The following is a 15,248-nucleotide window of genomic DNA, read 5'->3' as shown; positions in this document are numbered from 1 at the left end:
ATGCGCCTGCCTTGCCCGTCGTGCCTGAGGCCGCTGAGCTGGCTGCTCGGCCTGGCCGTGCTGGCACTGCCGCCGGCACATGCCGTGGAGCGGGCCGAACTGGAGGCGGCCATCGTCTACAACCTGCTGCAATACGTGGAATGGCCCGCCGAGGCCCTGCCGGCTGCCGGCGGTGCGCTGGAGCTGTGCCTGGCGCAGGGCAGCCCGCTGCGCGGCCCGGTCAAGTCGCTGGAAGGCCGGCCGGTGGGGCCGCTTCGGCTGGCGGTACGCACGCTGGAGCCGGCCGAGGCGCCGCATGGCTGCCATGTCCTGTTCATTGACGGCGACCCACCCACCCGCCACCGCCCACCGCGGGCCACCGCCTTGCTGCTGATCGGCGACGGCGCGGCCCAGTCCGACGACGGCATCACCATCCGGCTGGCGCAGGCCGACGGCCGCATGGTGTTCGAGGTCGACCTGGTCCTCGCCCGCGAGGCCAGGCTGCAGGTCAGCTCCCGCCTGCTGCGGCTGGCGCGAAAGGTCAACGGATGAACCGGCCCGACCCCGCCTTGCCGCCCTTGCCAGCCTTGCCGGAGGCGCAAGCCGTGCCCCTGCTGGCCCGCTCGCAGCGCCGCGGCCTGGGCCGCCAGCTGACCCGGGCGGCGGTGGCCTCGGCCGGCGTGGCGCTGGCCGTGGCCGGCCTGGTGCTGAACCTGTCGCTGCATGCCTGGTCGCGCGTCGCCCTGCAGGAAGACGCCCGGGCACAGGCCCGCATGGCCGCCGACAACACGGCCGCGGCGCTGATGTTTGCGGATGTCAACGCGGCCAGCGAAACCCTGGCCTCGCTGCGTGCCGCGCCCGCGGTCGCCGAGGCGCTGCTCTACACGCCCGATGGCCGGCTGTTTGCCAGCTACCGGCGCGACGCAACGGCCGGCGGCGCCGGCATGCTGGTGGAAGCGCCGGTCGAGTTCAAGCAGCGCGTGGTCGGCCGCATCGTGCTGCGGGTTTCGCTGACGCCGCTGCACGAACGTGCGCTCACCTTTGCGCTGCTGACTGCGGGCTCGGCCCTGCTGGCGCTGGCCATTGCCTACCTGCGGGTGCGGCGGGTGCGCCGGGCCATCGACCACACCGAGGCCAGGCTGGACCAGCTGGCCTACTTCGATCCGGTGACCGGCCTGTACAACCGGCATGCGGCCAACGAGCACCTGCGTGCCATGGTCGACAGGGCCAGTGCGCGCGGCAAAGGCTTCATGCTGATGCTGCTGGACCTGGACGATTTCAAGCTGATCAACGACACGCTTGGCCATGTGGTGGGCGACGAAGTGCTGCGCCTGCTGGCCGAGCGCCTGCAACGTGGCTTGCGCCGCAACGACCTGGTGTTCCGCTTCGGTGGCGACGAGTTCATCGTCGTCTGCGAGCAGCACGGCGACGACGAGGCGCTGGGCCTGCTGGGCCGCGCCGCGCTGGCCTGCCTGGATGCACCGCTGCAGGCCGGCGGCCAGGAGATCCACGCGCGCGGCAGCGTCGGCCTGGCCCGCTTCCCGGCGGATGCTGACAGCGCCGAAGGCCTGCTGCGTGCGGCAGACACCGCGATGTACGCCGCCAAGGCCAGCGGCAAGAACACCTTCGCGGTCTTCAGCCGCTCGATGAACGAGGCCGCGTCTTCGCAGCTGCAGCTGGACGCCGAGCTGCGCCGGGCGATCCGCGGCGACGAACTGCTGCTGCACTACCAGCCCATCGTCGACCTGCGCCAGGGCCGGGTCGTCGGCACCGAGGCACTGGTGCGTTGGCAGCACCCCGAGCGCGGCCTGCTGATGCCGGCCGCCTTCATCGACATGGCCGAACGCACCGGCCTGGTCAGCGACCTGGGCGCCTGGGTGCTGCAGGCCGCCGCGCGCCAGCAGGCGGCCTGGCGTGAAGCGGGCCTGGGGCAGCTGTTCATCGCGGTCAATGCCTCGGGCCGCCAGTTCAAGCGCAAGCTGCTGGAGCAGCAGGTGGCCGACGCGCTGGCCAGCAGCGGCGCCGACCCTGGCCGGCTGCAGATCGAGATCACCGAGCACACGCTGGTCGAGGACGTGGCGGCCAATGTCGGCACGCTGGCCGCGCTGCGCGCACGCGGCGTGCAGATCGCCATCGATGACTTCGGCACCGGCCTGTCCTCGCTGGCCTACCTGAAGCGCCTGCCGATCGACAAGCTGAAGATCGACCGCAGCTTCGTGCGCGACCTGCCCGACGCCGCCGAAGACGGCGCCATCGTCGAAGCCATCGTCTCGCTGGCTCACGCACTGGGCCTGCAGGTGGTGGCCGAAGGCGTCGAGACCGAGGGCCAGCAGGCCTGGCTCATGCAACGCGGCGTGGCCCACGCCCAGGGTTACCTGTTCAGCCGGCCCGTGCCGCCCGAGCAGATCCCCGAGGCCATCGCGGCCGTGGCCACGCGTTGGGGCCAGCAGGACAGCGCGGGCTTTGCCAGCAGGATCTGAGAGGCTTTGCGGCTCCTGGCTGTTTCGTCGTTTCAAACAGGCCACCAAAAGTCGCCTGGGTATGCTGGCGCGTGTCTGCGGTTGGGAAGACCAGGTTGATCCGCCCGGGCCGTGAGCGACCAGGGAATTGGACGGCGCGGTCGACCGATGTCAGGCGATGCTTTCTCGGAGCGCGCGCAAGTCGGCCACTGATGTGGCGCATACTCTGAACGGCGTCGCCTTGCGGGTGGCGCACGAGAAGAAGGAAATGGCCCTGGTTCAACAATGCACCGGGACAACGCCATGACTCGCCGCGCCGACAGGCAAGAAGCTGTCGAAGGGCCAAGTCCATCCGTTTGCGATGACGGCCTTTGCGCAGCGTACCCATCGGAGTTTCCGGCACGTTGCTTCCGCTCTGCGGGAAGCCGAGACGTGCCATGCCAATCGCCCATCAGATCTCCAAGTCGCGCACCGGCATCCAGGGCCTGGATGAACTGACCGGGGGCGGCCTGCCTCAGGGACGGCCCACGCTGGTGTGCGGCGGGCCGGGTTGCGGCAAGACGCTGCTGGGCATCGAGTTCTTGATCAACGGCGCGCTGCACTATGGCGAGCCCGGGGTCATCATGGCCTTCGAGGAAACGGCGGCCGACCTGACACTGAATGTCGCCTCGCTGGGCTTCGACCTCGACGATCTGGTGGCCAGGCGCCTGCTCGCCATTGACTTCGTGCGCATCGAGCGCAGCGAGGTCGAGCAGTACGGCGACTTCGATCTCGAAGGCCTGTTCATCCGGCTCGGCCATGCGATTGATCGCATCGGCGCCAAGCGCGTCATGCTGGACACCGTCGAATCGCTCTTTTCGGGCTTGCCGAACCAGGCGGTGCTGCGCGCCGAGGTGCGGCGCCTGTTCCGCTGGCTGAAAGACAGACAGGTCACGGCCATCGTCACCGGCGAGCGTGGCAGTGAACCTGGCGCGCTCACGCGGCAGGGCCTCGAGGAGTACGTGTCCGACTGCGTGATCATGCTCGACCACCGCGTGATCGACATGGTGTCTTCGCGCCGGCTGCGTGTCGTCAAGTACCGCGGCTCCACGCACGGCACCAACGAATATCCGTTCCTGATCGACTCGGCGGGCATCTCGGTGTTTCCGATCACCTCGGTCGGGCTGCAGCACAAGGTGAGCAGCCTGCGCGTCCCCAGCGGTGTGCCTGAACTGGATGCGATGCTGGGCGGCGAAGGCTATTTCAAAGGCAGCAGCGTGCTGGCCTCCGGCACCGCGGGCACCGGCAAGACCAGCCTGGCGGCGCACTTTGCCGCCGCCACCTGCCGGCGCGGCGAGCGGGTGATCTTCTTCAGCTTTGAAGAGTCGGCCGACCAGATCATGCGCAACATGCTGACGATCGGCCTCGACCTGGCGCCTTTCGTCGAACAGGACCTTCTCAGGTTCCATGCCGCGCGGCCGACCCATCTGGGCCTGGAGATGCACCTGGCAACGATGCTGCGGGCGATCCAGGCCTTCGACCCGCAGTCCGTGATCGTCGACCCGCTGAGCAGCTTCGTCTCGCTGGGGGGGCACAACGACGTGCTGGGCATGCTGCTGCGCCTCGTCGACGCGTTGAAGGTGCGCCAGATCACCGGCTTCTTCACCAGCCTGAGCGCGGGGGAGGCGAGGGTCGAGAAGACCGACGCGATCGTCTCTTCGTTGGTCGACACCTGGCTGATGGTGCGCGACATGGAGTTCGGTGGCGAGCGCAACCGCGGCCTCTACGTGCTGAAGTCGCGCGGCATGCAGCACTCGAACCAGATCCGCGAGTTCTCGCTCACGCGGCACGGCATCGAATTGCGCCAGCCCTACACCGGCCCTGCCGGCGTGCTGACCGGCTCGGCGCGCCTGGCCCAGGAAGCGCAGGAGCGCTCGGCCCTGCTGTCGCGCGAACAGGAGATCGGGCGCAAGCAGAAGGAACTGGACAGCAAGCGTGCGGCGATGGAAGCGCAGGTGGCGGCCATCCGCGCCGAGTTCGCCTCATTGGAGGCCGCAGCGCTGGCGGTGATCGACCAGGCCGAGGTCAGCGAAGATCTGCTGACGCAGGATCGCCAGGACATGGCACAGAGCCGCCGGGCCGAAGCGACATGAATGCCGGCCCCGACATGTGGGTGTTGCGGTTGTACGTGGCGGGGCAGTCTCCACGTTCGCTGCGCGCTCAGGCGAACATCCGCAGGATCTGCAGCGATCTGCTGCCGGGCCGCCACGACCTGGAGGTGATCGACCTCTACCAGCAGCCCGAGCTGGCGCAGGATGCGCAGATCGTCGCCTTGCCGACGCTGGTCAAGCAACTGCCCGGCCCGCGCCGCGTGCTGATCGGCGACCTGTCGAACACCCAGGATGTGCTGCGCGAACTGGAACTCACATGAGCGCGCCGGGCCGTTCCCAAGCGCTCGTCTCGCAGCGCGCCGCGCGGAGGGTCGTCCAGTGACTCAGCAGCAGGTTCCACCCCATATCGAACATGGCGTGGCGGTTGTCGGCAGTGGCGAGGTTGATGCGCTGTTCATCTCCGACGCCGCGGGCCGGCGATTGATCACGCTCAACGGTGCCGACCGTGCCTATCGGCTGCTTGTCGAAGGCATGGCGGATGGTGCGCTGACGCTGACGGCCGACGGTGTTGTTGCATGGTGCAACCGGAGCTTTGCCACGCTGCTGGGGCGGCCGTTGAACCGCCTGATCGGCACGCGCGTCGACCTGTGCTTCGCCCCGGAGAGCCGCGCCAGCCTGGCGGCCCTGCTTTCCGAGCAACAGGACGTCAAGCGTTACCTGGCGATCGACTTGCTGACGGACGCGGGTCAGCGCGTGCCTGTCTACCTGTCGGTCAACCCCTCTGTCGTCGATGGGCTGCCCGAGGCGCTCTGCATGGTGGTCACCGACCTGACCGAGCAACGGCGCAGCGAAGCCGACAGGCTCTCGCGGCAGCATCTGCTGGAGGTGATCGAGGACCAGCGACGCACGCAGCAGCAATTGCAGCTGAGCCTGGCCGCACTGGGCTTGCGAGATCGCGCCTTGGGCGCGATCTCGCAAGGTGTGATGATCACCGACGCCCAGAGCAAGGTCACCTACGCGAACGCGGCGTTCGAGGCGATGTCGGGCTACAGCGCGGCCGACATGCTGGGGCGTTCCAGCGGCATCCTGCAAGGCCCGCAGACCGATGCGCAGGTGGTGCGGACCATTCGTCGGGCCGTGGCCGCGGCGCTGCCCTTTCATGGCGAGCTGCTGAACTACCGCAAGGACGGCCAGCCGTTCTGGAACGAGTTGTCGATCACGCCGATCTTCGACCCCGGCGGCGAGCCGATCCAGTTCGTCGGTGTGTTGCGTGATGTCACCGAGCGCAAGCAGGCCGACCAGGCGCGGCAATCGCTGGAGGCGCAGTTGCGCGAAGCCCAGAAGATGGAGGCCATCGGCACGCTCGCCGGCGGCATCGCACACGACTTCAACAACATCCTCGGCTCGATGCTGGGCAACCTCGGCTTGGCCAGCCAGACGCTGGTTGCAGGGCACGCGGCGAACGCCTTGCTCGACCAGGTCAGGATGGGAGGCGAGCGCGCCCGCAGCCTGGTCGAGCAGATCCTCGCCTTCAGCCGGCGCCAGCCAACGCTGCTGAGGGCGCAGCCGCTCGAACCGATCGTGCGCGAGGCGCTGGACCTGCTGCGCGCCACGCTGCCGGCCACCGTGCGGCTGGAGCTGGCGGTAGCGGCGGGGCCGCAGCCGATCATCCTGTGCGATACCACGCAGGTGCAGCAGATCGTGATCAACCTGTGCACCAACGCCTGGCAGTCGCTGTCCGGCAGCACCGGATGCATCAAGCTGGGCATCGATGCGGAGCACATCGCCGCTTCGGCATCGCAGGTCCTGCCACCCGGCGACTATGTCCACCTGCGCGTCACCGACACCGGCCAAGGCATGGACTTCGCCACGCAGGCCCGCATCTTCGAGCCCTTCTTCAGCACCAAGGTGCCCGGCCAAGGCACCGGGCTGGGGCTTGCCGTCGTGCACGGCATCGTGGCCAGCCACCACGGCCACATTGCCGTGAGCAGCCGCCGCGGTGGCGGGACCACCTTCGACCTGCATTTCCCCGTCACCGACGCGCTGCCTGCCAATGTCTCCATGCCCACGGCGCCGGACGAAGCTGCCCTCGGGCAAGGCCCGCGCGTGATGTACATCGACGACGACGAATTGATGCTGCTGATGGTGGGCCGTCTGCTTGAACGCCTGGGTTATCGCGCCACCTGCGTCTCCGATCCCGCCGTTGCGGTCGCGACGGTACTGGCTCAACCGGGCGCGTTCGACGTCGTGGTGACCGACTACAACATGCCGCCGATGTCCGGCCTGGACGTCGTGCGTGCGCTGCGCGAAGGCGACGCCGACTTGCCTGTCGCGATCAGCTCGGGCTTCATTTCGGATGAGTTGAGAGGTGCCGCAGCAGAACTCGGCGTGGTCGAGCTCTTGCGCAAGGAGCACACATTGGAGGAGCTCGGTCCTCTGCTGGGCAGGCTGCTGGCACAGTAGCCAGTGCCGGCCCCATGAAATCTGCCGACATGCGATCGCTGTCGCGCGAAGCGAAGTTCGCCAAGCGCGTCAAGGTCCTTGAGTGCATGCAGAGTGCCAAGGCGCGCTCACAGCTGCTTCATGATCTCCTGCGCCACGCCGCCCAGCGGCACGATGCGTTCGACGCCGCCGCGCTTGATGGCTTCCTTCGGCATGCCGAAGACCACGCAGCTCTCTTCGTCCTGGGCCACGGTGCGGGCGCCGGCATTGCGCATCTCCAGCAGGCCGGCGGCGCCGTCATCGCCCATGCCGGTCATGATGATGCCCAGCGCGTTCACGCCGGCGGCCTTGGCCACCGAGCGGAACATCACGTCGACCGACGGCCGGTGGCGGTTCACCAGCGGCCCGTCAACCACCTCGACCATGTACTGCGCGCCACTGCGCTTCATCAGCACGTGCTTGCCGCCGGGGGCGATCAGCGCGCGGCCAGGCACGATGCGGTCATTGGTCTCGGCTTCCTTGACCTGGATCTGGCAGATGCTGTCCAGCCGGGCCGCGAAGGCGGCGGTGAATTTCTCCGGCATGTGCTGCACGATCAGGATGCCGGGCGAGACCCGCGGCAGCATCGTCAGCACTTCTTCCAGCGCCTGCGTGCCGCCGGTGGAGGTGCCGATGGCAATCACGCGTTCGGTGGTCTGCGCCATCGCGCGCGGGCTGCCCGAGGCGGGGGCCAGGATCACGTCGGCGGTGTGCTTGACCGGTGCGGCCAGCGGCGCGGCGCCTTCGGCCCGCGGCGAGAGCCGGCGCACATTGGCGCGCGCGGCGGCCTTGACGGTCGAGACCAGGTCATTGCTGGCTTCGACCAGGAACTGCTTCAGGCCCAGCTTGGGCTTGGTGACGATGGCCACCGCACCGGCGGCCATCGCTTCCAGCGTGGTCTTGGCGCCTTTTTCGGTCAGCGTGGAGCAGATGACGACCGGCGTCGGCCGCTCGCTCATGATCTTGCGCAGGAAGGTGATGCCATCCATGCGCGGCATTTCCACGTCCAGCACGATCACGTCCGGCCACTGCTGCTTCATGCGCTCCATGGCCAGCAGCGGGTCTGCCACGGCCGCGATCACCACGATGCCGGGTGTCGCGCTCAGCATGCCGGCGACGACCTGCCGCACGACGGCGGAATCGTCGACCACCATGACTTTGATTGCAGCTTGCATTGTTGACTGTCTCCGGCAGCGCAGGGCCGCTCAGCTTGAAGTGGACGGGGGTGCGGACGGTGCAGGCGCGCCGAGCGGGAAGGGCAGCGGGGGCAGCGCCGGGGACTCGGCCTGCACCGCCAGCTGGCGCGCCCACACGTCGCCGCTGCCCACGTCGAAGATGATCTGGCGATGGCCGTTGCCAAACAGGCTTTCAGAGGCCACGTGGATGCCATGGCCCAGCAGCAGCCTGCGGGCCGCCTCGCCATTTCGACGGCCGATGCCCATCTGGCCGGAGGGCTTGTTCTCGGGGAACATTTCGCCGCCGCCGAAGATCTTGGCCTGGCAGTCGGCGGGCTTCACGTCGCGCCGGGCCAGCAGGTCCAGCATCAGGCGCAAGGCCTCGTCGGCATAGCGGCCGTCGGGTGTCTCGGGGGCGCGGCGCGGCCGGCCGCGCTCGGCCAGCAGGAAGTGCGACATCGCGCCCATGCGCCTGGCCGCACACCACAAGGTGATCGACACGCAGGAACCCAGCAGCGTGCGGATGCGGTGCTGTGCGTCGCCGACGAAAAACTCGCCGGGCTGCAGGAAGACTTCGCGCTGCCGGCCGGAACGCGGCGGCGCGGGGCTCAGGGGGGCGTCCATGGCCCGTCAGCCGCAGCGGGCTTGGCTTGCCAGCGTACAGCTGCCGGGCGTCTGTTGAAGCAGGGGGCGGAAGGCCGGCATCACAGGGGCTTCCGGTAGATCGACGGTGCGACCTGCAACACCGAGTTGTTGATGTCGTTCAGGCTCTCGGAGTGGCCGATGCAGAAGTGGCCGCCGGGCTTCAGCAGCGACAGCACGCGTGCCACCACCTGGCGCTTGGTGTCGCCATTGAAGTAGATCATCACGTTGCGCAGGAAGATCACGTCGAAGGTGCCCAGTCGCGGCAGCTCGGTGTTCAGGTTGGCATGCACGAAGCTCACGCGCTGGCGCAGCGCGCGCTCGACCAGCAGCGTGCCGTCCTGCTCGCCGTGGCCCTTCAGGCAAAAGCGCTTCAGGTAGGGCGGCGGGATCAGCCGGGTGCGTTCCAGCGGGAAGTGGCCGGTGCGGGCCTTGGCCAGCACCCGGGTGCTGATGTCGGTGCCCAGCACTTCCCAGGCTGCGCTGCCCAGGCAGTCGGCCAGCACCATCGCGATGCTGTAGCCTTCTTCGCCGGTGGACGACGCGGCGCTCCAGACGCGGAAGGACTGCGGCCCGCGCGCCGCCGCGGCGGCCGTGGCCAGCTCGCGCAGCAGGTCGAAGTGCTTGGGCTCGCGGAAGAAGTAGGTTTCGTTGGTCGTCAGCAGGTCCACCGCGGTCTGCACCTCGGCTGGCGCGGAGCCGTCGCGCAGCAGCTGGAAGTACTCGCCGTAGCTGGACAGCTGGTGGGCGGCCAGGCGTTTGGACAGGCGGCCGCTCACCAGTGCCTTCTTGGCCGGCGACAGCGTGATGCCGGCGGCCTCGAAGATGAAGCGCTGGAAGTGGCCGAATTCGATGTCGGTGATTGTCGTGTTCATCGAAGAACTTATCGGCAACTTGCGCTGATTACTGCAGTGCAGGGTTTTCCGGGGGCAGTTCGGGTGACGGGTTGGCAGCTGCCGATTCGTGGCGAAGCTCGCGCAGGCGCGGCTGGTGGCGCTTGATCCACTGCAGCATCTCGCTGGCCGGCATCGGCTTGGCAATCAGGTACCCCTGTCCCATGTTGCAGCCGCCTTGCTGCAGCAGCCGCCAGTCCTCCAGCGTCTCGACGCCTTCGGCCACCGTGACAAGGCCCAGCTGGCGCGCCAGTTCGAGCGCCGACTGCAGGATCACCCGCAGGTTGCTGCGCTGGTGCGCGCCGTGCACGAAGGAGCGGTCGATCTTCAGTTCGGTAAAGGGAATGCGGGCCAGCTGCTGCATCGAAGAGAAGCCGGTGCCGTAGTCGTCGATCGACAGGCCGAAGCCCTTGAGCCGCAGCCGCGCCAGCGCGCCCAGCGCCGCGCCCAGCCGGTCGGCCAGCGTGCTTTCGGTGATCTCCAGCACGACCTGGTCGGGCTTCAGGCCACGCTGCTGCACCAGCGCCGTGACCTCGTCGACCAGCGAAGGCCGGTCCAGCAGGCGCTGCGACAGGTTGATCGCCATCGACAGCTTGAGCCCCCGTGCATTCCACTCCGCGGCCTGGGCCAGCGCCTGGCCCATCACCGAGAGCGTCAGTTCGTGGATCAGGTCTTCTTCTTCGGCCAGCGCCACGAACAGGTCCGGCCGCACAAAGCCGGTGCCGTGGCGGTGCCAGCGCGCCAGCGCCTCCACGCCGCGGACGATGCCGGTGCGCATGTCGACCTTGGGCTGGTAGTGCACGCCGAGTTCGCCGCTGGCAATGGCCGAGGCCAGGTCCTCCCGGCAGATGCTGGCGGCCGGGTCTGCCGGGTCCGTTGGCGAATCGGGGCACTGGCCGTCGGCCAGCTCGCCAAAGCGCTGCAGCATGGCTTGCAGCGGTGGCAGCGTCAGCGGCTTCTGCAGCCAGCCCAGCACGGGCAGGCCCAGGTTGCGCGCCATCAGTTCGACCGAGTGGATCAGCGCCAGCTCGCGGCCGGAAGCCACCACCAGCGGGATGTGGATCTGGCGCTGGTGCAACTGCTGGATCAGCTCCACGCCATCCATGCCCGGCATTTCCAGGTCGACGATCAGCAGGTCCGGCGACAGGGCCAGCAGGCCGAGCAGTTCCAGGGCCTCGCTGCCGGTGGCGGCCTCGTAGATCAGCGGCACGCCGAACTGCCGGCACAGGTCGGTGGCATGCGTGCGCTGCGCGGCGCTGTCATCGACGATGAGCAGCGAGCCGACCGGGCAGGCGATGTTGCCGTGTTGCGTCATGCTGACCCGGGGCGTTGACTGCTGCAGGCGCCGCTCAGAAGCGGGTGAAGTGGTTTTCGTCCGGGCCGTGCGCCATGGCCAGTGCCGGGGACGGCGAGGGCGAGGGCGCTGGCGCGACGCGCGGGCCGGGCTTGCGGCCGGCCTTGGCCACCGGCTTGGGCGCGCGGGCATGGGCAACAGGCGCCGGGGCTGGCTTGCGCACTTCGCTGGCTGCCAGCTTGAAGAAGGACATGGCCTGCTGCAGCTGCTCGGCCTGGCTGCTCATCTCTTCGGCCGTGGCGGCCAGCTCCTCGGAGCTGGAAGCGTTTTGCTGCGTGGTCTGGCTGAGCTGGGTGACGGCGCTGTTGATCTGGCCCACGCCGGAAGACTGCTCTTCCGAAGCAGCGGTGATCTCCTGCACCAGGTCCGAGGTCTTGCGGATGTTGGGCACGATCTGGCCCAGCAACTGGCCGGCCCGCTCGGCCAGCTCCACGCTGGACGAGGCGACAGTGCCAATCTCCTGCGCCGCGATCTGGCTGCGCTCGGCCAGCTTGCGCACTTCGGCAGCGACAACCGCGAAGCCCTTGCCGTGCTCGCCGGCACGCGCGGCTTCGATGGCGGCATTGAGCGCCAGCAGGTTGGTCTGGTAGGCGATGTCGTCGATGATCACGATCTTCTGCGCAATCTGCTTCATCGCGACCACGGTGGCCCTGACCGCCTCGCCACCTTCGGCGGCTTCGGCCGCAGCCTTGGTGGCCATGCCGTCGGTGACCTTGGCGTTTTCGGTGTTCTGCGAAATGGAAGCGGTCATCTGCTCCATCGACGCGCTGGTCTCCTCGACGCCGGCTGCCTGCTCGCTGGCCGCCTGCGACAGGGCCTGTGCGGTGGCGCTGACCTCTTCCGAGGCACCGGCCAGCGACTCGGCGCCGGTGTTGACCTCGGTCACCACTTCGGAGAGCTTCTCCATCGTGCGGTTGACGTAGGCCTTCATCTGGCCGAAGGCGCCCTGGTAGTCACGCTCGATGCCTTGCGTCAGGTCGCCGTCGGACAGCGCTTCCATGACCCGCACGACGTCGTGCACGCTGGCACCGGTGGTGGCCATCAGCTGGTTCAGGCCCTCGCCCATGTCGCGCTGGAAGCCTTGCAGGCCGTTCAGGTCGATGCGGGCATCGAAGTTGCCGGCGTTGGCCGCGGCCACCACTTCACGCTGGCCGTCCACCACCTGCGCCAGGCGCGTCACCATCTGCTTGACGGCGAACAGCATGCTGCGGGTGTCGTTCTCGCGGGTGTGGATCTCGGCGCTCAGGTCGCCATCGGCCACCCGGCGCAGCAGCTCGGCAGCATGCGCCGGCTCGCCACCCAGGTCGCGCGAGATCACGCGGGTCACCATCAGGCCCAGCAGCACCGCCAGCACCACCGACGCGGCGACCACGCCCAGCAGCACCATGCGTGCATGCTCGACCGTGACCTGGCCCGCTTCGTTCGCGGCCTTGGCCTGGGAAGCCAGCTCTTCGATCAGCTGGCTGACGACTTCTTCTGCGGCATTGATGGCCTTGCGGGCATCGCCATTGCTCAGTTCGGCTGCGGCGGCGAAGTTGCCGGCCGAGGCCAGGTCCGCCACCTTGTTGTTCTGCGCCAGGTAGTTCGGGATCAGGCCGTCCAGCTTGGTCAGCAGTTCTTTTTCCTCGGGCTGCAGCTCGGTCGCGCGGTAGGCGTCCAGCATCTTGCGGAACTTGTCCATGTGGCCTTCGGCACGCTTGACGGCATCCTTCACGTCGGCCGGCTCCTTCAGCGCAGGCAATCGCACCATGGCGCGCGAATGCGCGGTCAGGCGCGCCGCGGCTTCCGCCACGTACTGCGCCGGCACGACGGTGCCGGTGTAGGTGTTGTCCAGTGACTTGCCCAGCTCGGTGATGCGCAGCAGGCCGAAGCCGCCGACGATGCCCGTGAGGACCGAGCAGGCAAGAAATGTCAGCAGCAGCTTGTGCGCCAGCTTGAGACGGAGGAACCAGTTCATGAGAGGCCTTTGGAGAGGGGCGGCACGAGTGGGAGAAGGGCGGAAGCGGGAGAGATCCCGTGGTTCAGCGATGCCGATCCACCGAGGAAAACACGTACCTCATGAAGGTCTTCGGCGATTTCCGCTTCCCTCTTGAACGATTTCAACTTCAGCCTGCGCTGTTTCAGTAGCGGGCGAACTGGGTTTCGTCGGGCTCGTCCGCCGGCTCCACAGCAACCGGCATCTGCCGTCCCGGCTGGCGCTTGCGGCGGTCCACAGGCTTTGCCAGCACCTGCAACTGCGGCTTGTTGCGCTGCTTGGCCAGGTGCGACGGATGGCCCCGGCTGCTCAACTGGAAGAAGGCCATGGTCTGCTGCAGCTGCTCGGCCTGGCTGCTCATTTCTTCGGCCGTGGCGGCCAGCTCTTCGGAGCTGGAAGCGTTCTGCTGCGTGGTCTGGCTGAGCTGGGTGACGGCGCTGTTGATCTGGCCCACGCCGGAAGACTGCTCTTCCGACGCGGCGGTGATCTCCTGCACCAGGTCCGAGGTCTTGCGGATGTTGGGCACGATCTGGCTCAGCAGCTGGCCAGCGCGCTCGGCGAGCTCGACGCTGGACGAGGCGACTGTGCCGATCTCCTGCGCCGCGATCTGGCTGCGCTCGGCCAGCTTGCGCACTTCGGCAGCGACGACCGCGAAGCCCTTGCCGTGCTCGCCGGCACGCGCGGCTTCGATGGCGGCGTTGAGTGCCAGCAGGTTGGTCTGGTAGGCGATGTCGTCGATGATCACGATCTTCTGCGCGATCTGCTTCATCGCCGCGACCGTGGCCTTGACGGCTTCGCCGCCCTCGGCCGCTTCGATGGCGGCCTTGGTGGCCATGCCGTCGGTGACCTTGGCGTTTTCGGTGTTCTGCGAGATGGAGGCCGTCATCTGCTCCATCGACGCGCTGGTTTCTTCGACGCCGGCCGCCTGCTCGCTGGCCGCTTGCGACAGCGCCTGCGCGGTGGCGCTCACTTCTTCCGATGCGCTGGACAAGGCATCGGCACCGCTGTTGACCTCGGTCACCACCTGCGAGAGCTTGGCCACCGTGCTGTTCACGCAGTCGCACAAGTCCTTGAGCTGCCCTTGATAGTCGCACTTGGCCACCTGCGTGAGGTCGCCCTTCTCCATGGCCTGGAGCACACGCTTGGCTTCGTTGAGAGGCTCGATCACCGCGTCCAAGGTCCGGTTGATGCCGTCCACGATCTTGGCGAAATCGCCATGGTGCAGGCTGCTGTCGGCACGAACCTCCAGGCGGCCGGCATTTGCGGCGGTGACCAGGGTTTCGGTGTCCCGTATCAATGACCGCAGGTTCAGGCGCACCTGTTCGATCGTGTCGTTGATGAAGGCCTTCTTGCCGGGGAACTTGTCCAGGGGCGCTTCGAAGTTGCCGCGGCCAAATTCGGCAATGCAGGCCATGGCCTTCTTCTTCACCGCGATGTGGCCGCCAACCATCTGATTGACGCCTTGCGCCATGGTCCGGAAGTCACCATCGAAGCGGGCGGTGTCGATGACCACGTCGATGTCGCCCGCATCGTGTTCGCGCGACATGCGGTTGAGTTCGGTGATCAGGCCCTGGAGGTTGCTGCGCACTTGCTCGATGGTGTCGTTGATGAAGGCCTTCTTGCCAGGGAACTTGTCCAGGGGGGCGTCGAAGTTGCCTCGGCCGAACTCTGCGATGCAGGCCATCGCCTTTTTCTTCACTGCGATGTGACCGGCCACCATGCGGTTCACACCCTGGCCCATCGCTTGAAAATCGCCAACCAGCGCGCCGGTGTCGATCATCACATCGATGTCACCGGCGTCGTGTTCGGCGGACATTCGGTTCAACTCCCCGTTCATGCGCTTGAGGCCTTGCACCGTGGAGGCCAGTGCCTGGAGCAGGCGGCCGGTTTCGTCGGAACGGCCAGTCGGCACGGCGATGTCCAGATGTCCCTGGCTGATCTGCTCCGCGGCGCCCAATGCCTGCCCCAGTGGCACGGCCACGCTGCGAACCGCCCAGAACCCCAGCGCGCTGCAGATGGCGGCAACCGCAATGAGGTAGCTGGTTGGCTCCGCGATGGAGGCGGCGTGGGCCATCAGCCAGAGGCTGGTGCCGATGGACAGTGCGATGGTCGCTGCAAAGCAGGCGGCCAGTCGAACGGTCACGCTTTTCGGGTTTGGCATTGGATACTTCTCGGTTGATCGGGGTGCTTCAGGGCATGC

11 protein-coding genes are annotated in these 15,248 nt (G+C 67.8%); 5 read left to right on the top strand and 6 right to left on the bottom strand.

Annotation, left to right across the window (positions count from 1 at the left end; genetic code table 11):
- From ACAH41_RS14205 to ACAH41_RS14185, 5 genes are all read left to right on the top strand, one after another.
- Nucleotides 1-531: a YfiR family protein gene (locus ACAH41_RS14205; protein WP_325649005.1), complete on the top strand. Its 531-nt coding sequence runs from the start codon at nucleotides 1-3 to the stop codon at nucleotides 529-531.
- Nucleotides 528-2,459: an EAL domain-containing protein gene (locus ACAH41_RS14200; RefSeq protein WP_325649007.1), complete on the top strand. Its 1,932-nt coding sequence runs from the start codon at nucleotides 528-530 to the stop codon at nucleotides 2,457-2,459. The genes ACAH41_RS14205 and ACAH41_RS14200 overlap by 4 nt, the downstream gene beginning before the upstream one ends.
- A 416-nt stretch (nucleotides 2,460-2,875) precedes the next feature.
- Nucleotides 2,876-4,570 (top strand): circadian clock protein KaiC, encoded by a 1,695-nt coding sequence (kaiC, locus tag ACAH41_RS14195; protein ID WP_325649009.1) that lies wholly within the window; start codon nucleotides 2,876-2,878, stop codon nucleotides 4,568-4,570.
- Nucleotides 4,567-4,848, top strand: a complete 282-nt coding sequence (locus ACAH41_RS14190) for a circadian clock KaiB family protein (RefSeq protein ID WP_325649011.1) — start codon at nucleotides 4,567-4,569, stop codon at nucleotides 4,846-4,848. The genes kaiC and ACAH41_RS14190 overlap by 4 nt, the downstream gene beginning before the upstream one ends.
- A 97-nt stretch (nucleotides 4,849-4,945) precedes the next feature.
- A complete protein-coding gene (locus tag ACAH41_RS14185) occupies nucleotides 4,946-6,991 on the top strand; it encodes a PAS domain-containing protein (RefSeq protein WP_325649012.1) in 2,046 nt (681 codons plus the stop codon).
- 107 nt (nucleotides 6,992-7,098) lie between these two features.
- On the opposite strand, the gene ACAH41_RS14180 is transcribed toward ACAH41_RS14185, so the two are convergent.
- The 6 genes from ACAH41_RS14180 to ACAH41_RS14155 form a co-directional block, all read right to left on the bottom strand.
- The gene (locus ACAH41_RS14180) at nucleotides 7,099-8,184 is read right to left on the bottom strand and encodes a chemotaxis response regulator protein-glutamate methylesterase (RefSeq protein ID WP_325649014.1); all 1,086 of its coding nucleotides are present in this window, start codon (nucleotides 8,182-8,184) and stop codon (nucleotides 7,099-7,101) included.
- Nucleotides 8,185-8,214: 30 nt separating this feature from the next.
- Nucleotides 8,215-8,808 (bottom strand): chemotaxis protein CheD, encoded by a 594-nt coding sequence (locus tag ACAH41_RS14175; RefSeq protein ID WP_325649016.1) that lies wholly within the window; start codon nucleotides 8,806-8,808, stop codon nucleotides 8,215-8,217.
- Nucleotides 8,809-8,888: 80 nt separating this feature from the next.
- Complete coding sequence (locus tag ACAH41_RS14170) at nucleotides 8,889-9,701, bottom strand: protein-glutamate O-methyltransferase CheR (protein WP_325649018.1); 813 nt, start codon at nucleotides 9,699-9,701, stop codon at nucleotides 8,889-8,891.
- Nucleotides 9,702-9,729: 28 nt separating this feature from the next.
- Nucleotides 9,730-11,034, bottom strand: coding sequence for an EAL domain-containing response regulator (locus tag ACAH41_RS14165; RefSeq protein WP_325649020.1), 1,305 nt, complete (start codon nucleotides 11,032-11,034; stop codon nucleotides 9,730-9,732).
- A 34-nt stretch (nucleotides 11,035-11,068) separates the two neighbouring features.
- Nucleotides 11,069-13,030 carry a methyl-accepting chemotaxis protein gene (locus tag ACAH41_RS14160; RefSeq protein WP_325649022.1) on the bottom strand — a complete coding sequence of 654 codons (1,962 nt, stop codon included), beginning with the start codon at nucleotides 13,028-13,030 and terminating at the stop codon, nucleotides 11,069-11,071.
- A gap of 163 nt (nucleotides 13,031-13,193) precedes the next feature.
- Entirely contained in the window at nucleotides 13,194-15,209 is a 2,016-nt protein-coding gene (locus tag ACAH41_RS14155) for a methyl-accepting chemotaxis protein (RefSeq protein ID WP_325649023.1), read from the bottom strand.
- Between the last annotated feature and the right edge of the window lie 39 nt (nucleotides 15,210-15,248).

Source organism: Ideonella sp. (assembly GCF_041287625.1).
Classification (GTDB): Bacteria; Pseudomonadota; Gammaproteobacteria; order Burkholderiales; family Burkholderiaceae_C; genus Ideonella.
Note: the sequence above shows the minus strand (reverse complement) of the source record. Positions and strands in the feature narration are given on the sequence as shown.

What these genes read in the sequence shown, in the direction of transcription:
- ACAH41_RS14170 (WP_325649018.1), bottom strand. Translation starts at nt 9,701, where the DNA reads ATGAACACGACAATCACCGACATCGAATTCGGCCACTTCCAGCGCTTC.
- ACAH41_RS14160 (WP_325649022.1), bottom strand. Translation starts at nt 13,030, where the DNA reads ATGAACTGGTTCCTCCGTCTCAAGCTGGCGCACAAGCTGCTGCTGACA.
- ACAH41_RS14190 (WP_325649011.1), top strand. Translation starts at nt 4,567, where the DNA reads ATGAATGCCGGCCCCGACATGTGGGTGTTGCGGTTGTACGTGGCGGGG.
- ACAH41_RS14175 (WP_325649016.1), bottom strand. Translation starts at nt 8,808, where the DNA reads ATGGACGCCCCCCTGAGCCCCGCGCCGCCGCGTTCCGGCCGGCAGCGC.
- ACAH41_RS14205 (WP_325649005.1), top strand. Translation starts at nt 1, where the DNA reads ATGCGCCTGCCTTGCCCGTCGTGCCTGAGGCCGCTGAGCTGGCTGCTC.
- ACAH41_RS14200 (WP_325649007.1), top strand. Translation starts at nt 528, where the DNA reads ATGAACCGGCCCGACCCCGCCTTGCCGCCCTTGCCAGCCTTGCCGGAG.
- ACAH41_RS14180 (WP_325649014.1), bottom strand. Translation starts at nt 8,184, where the DNA reads ATGCAAGCTGCAATCAAAGTCATGGTGGTCGACGATTCCGCCGTCGTG.
- ACAH41_RS14165 (WP_325649020.1), bottom strand. Translation starts at nt 11,034, where the DNA reads ATGACGCAACACGGCAACATCGCCTGCCCGGTCGGCTCGCTGCTCATC.
- kaiC (WP_325649009.1), top strand. Translation starts at nt 2,876, where the DNA reads ATGCCAATCGCCCATCAGATCTCCAAGTCGCGCACCGGCATCCAGGGC.
- ACAH41_RS14155 (WP_325649023.1), bottom strand. Translation starts at nt 15,209, where the DNA reads ATGCCAAACCCGAAAAGCGTGACCGTTCGACTGGCCGCCTGCTTTGCA.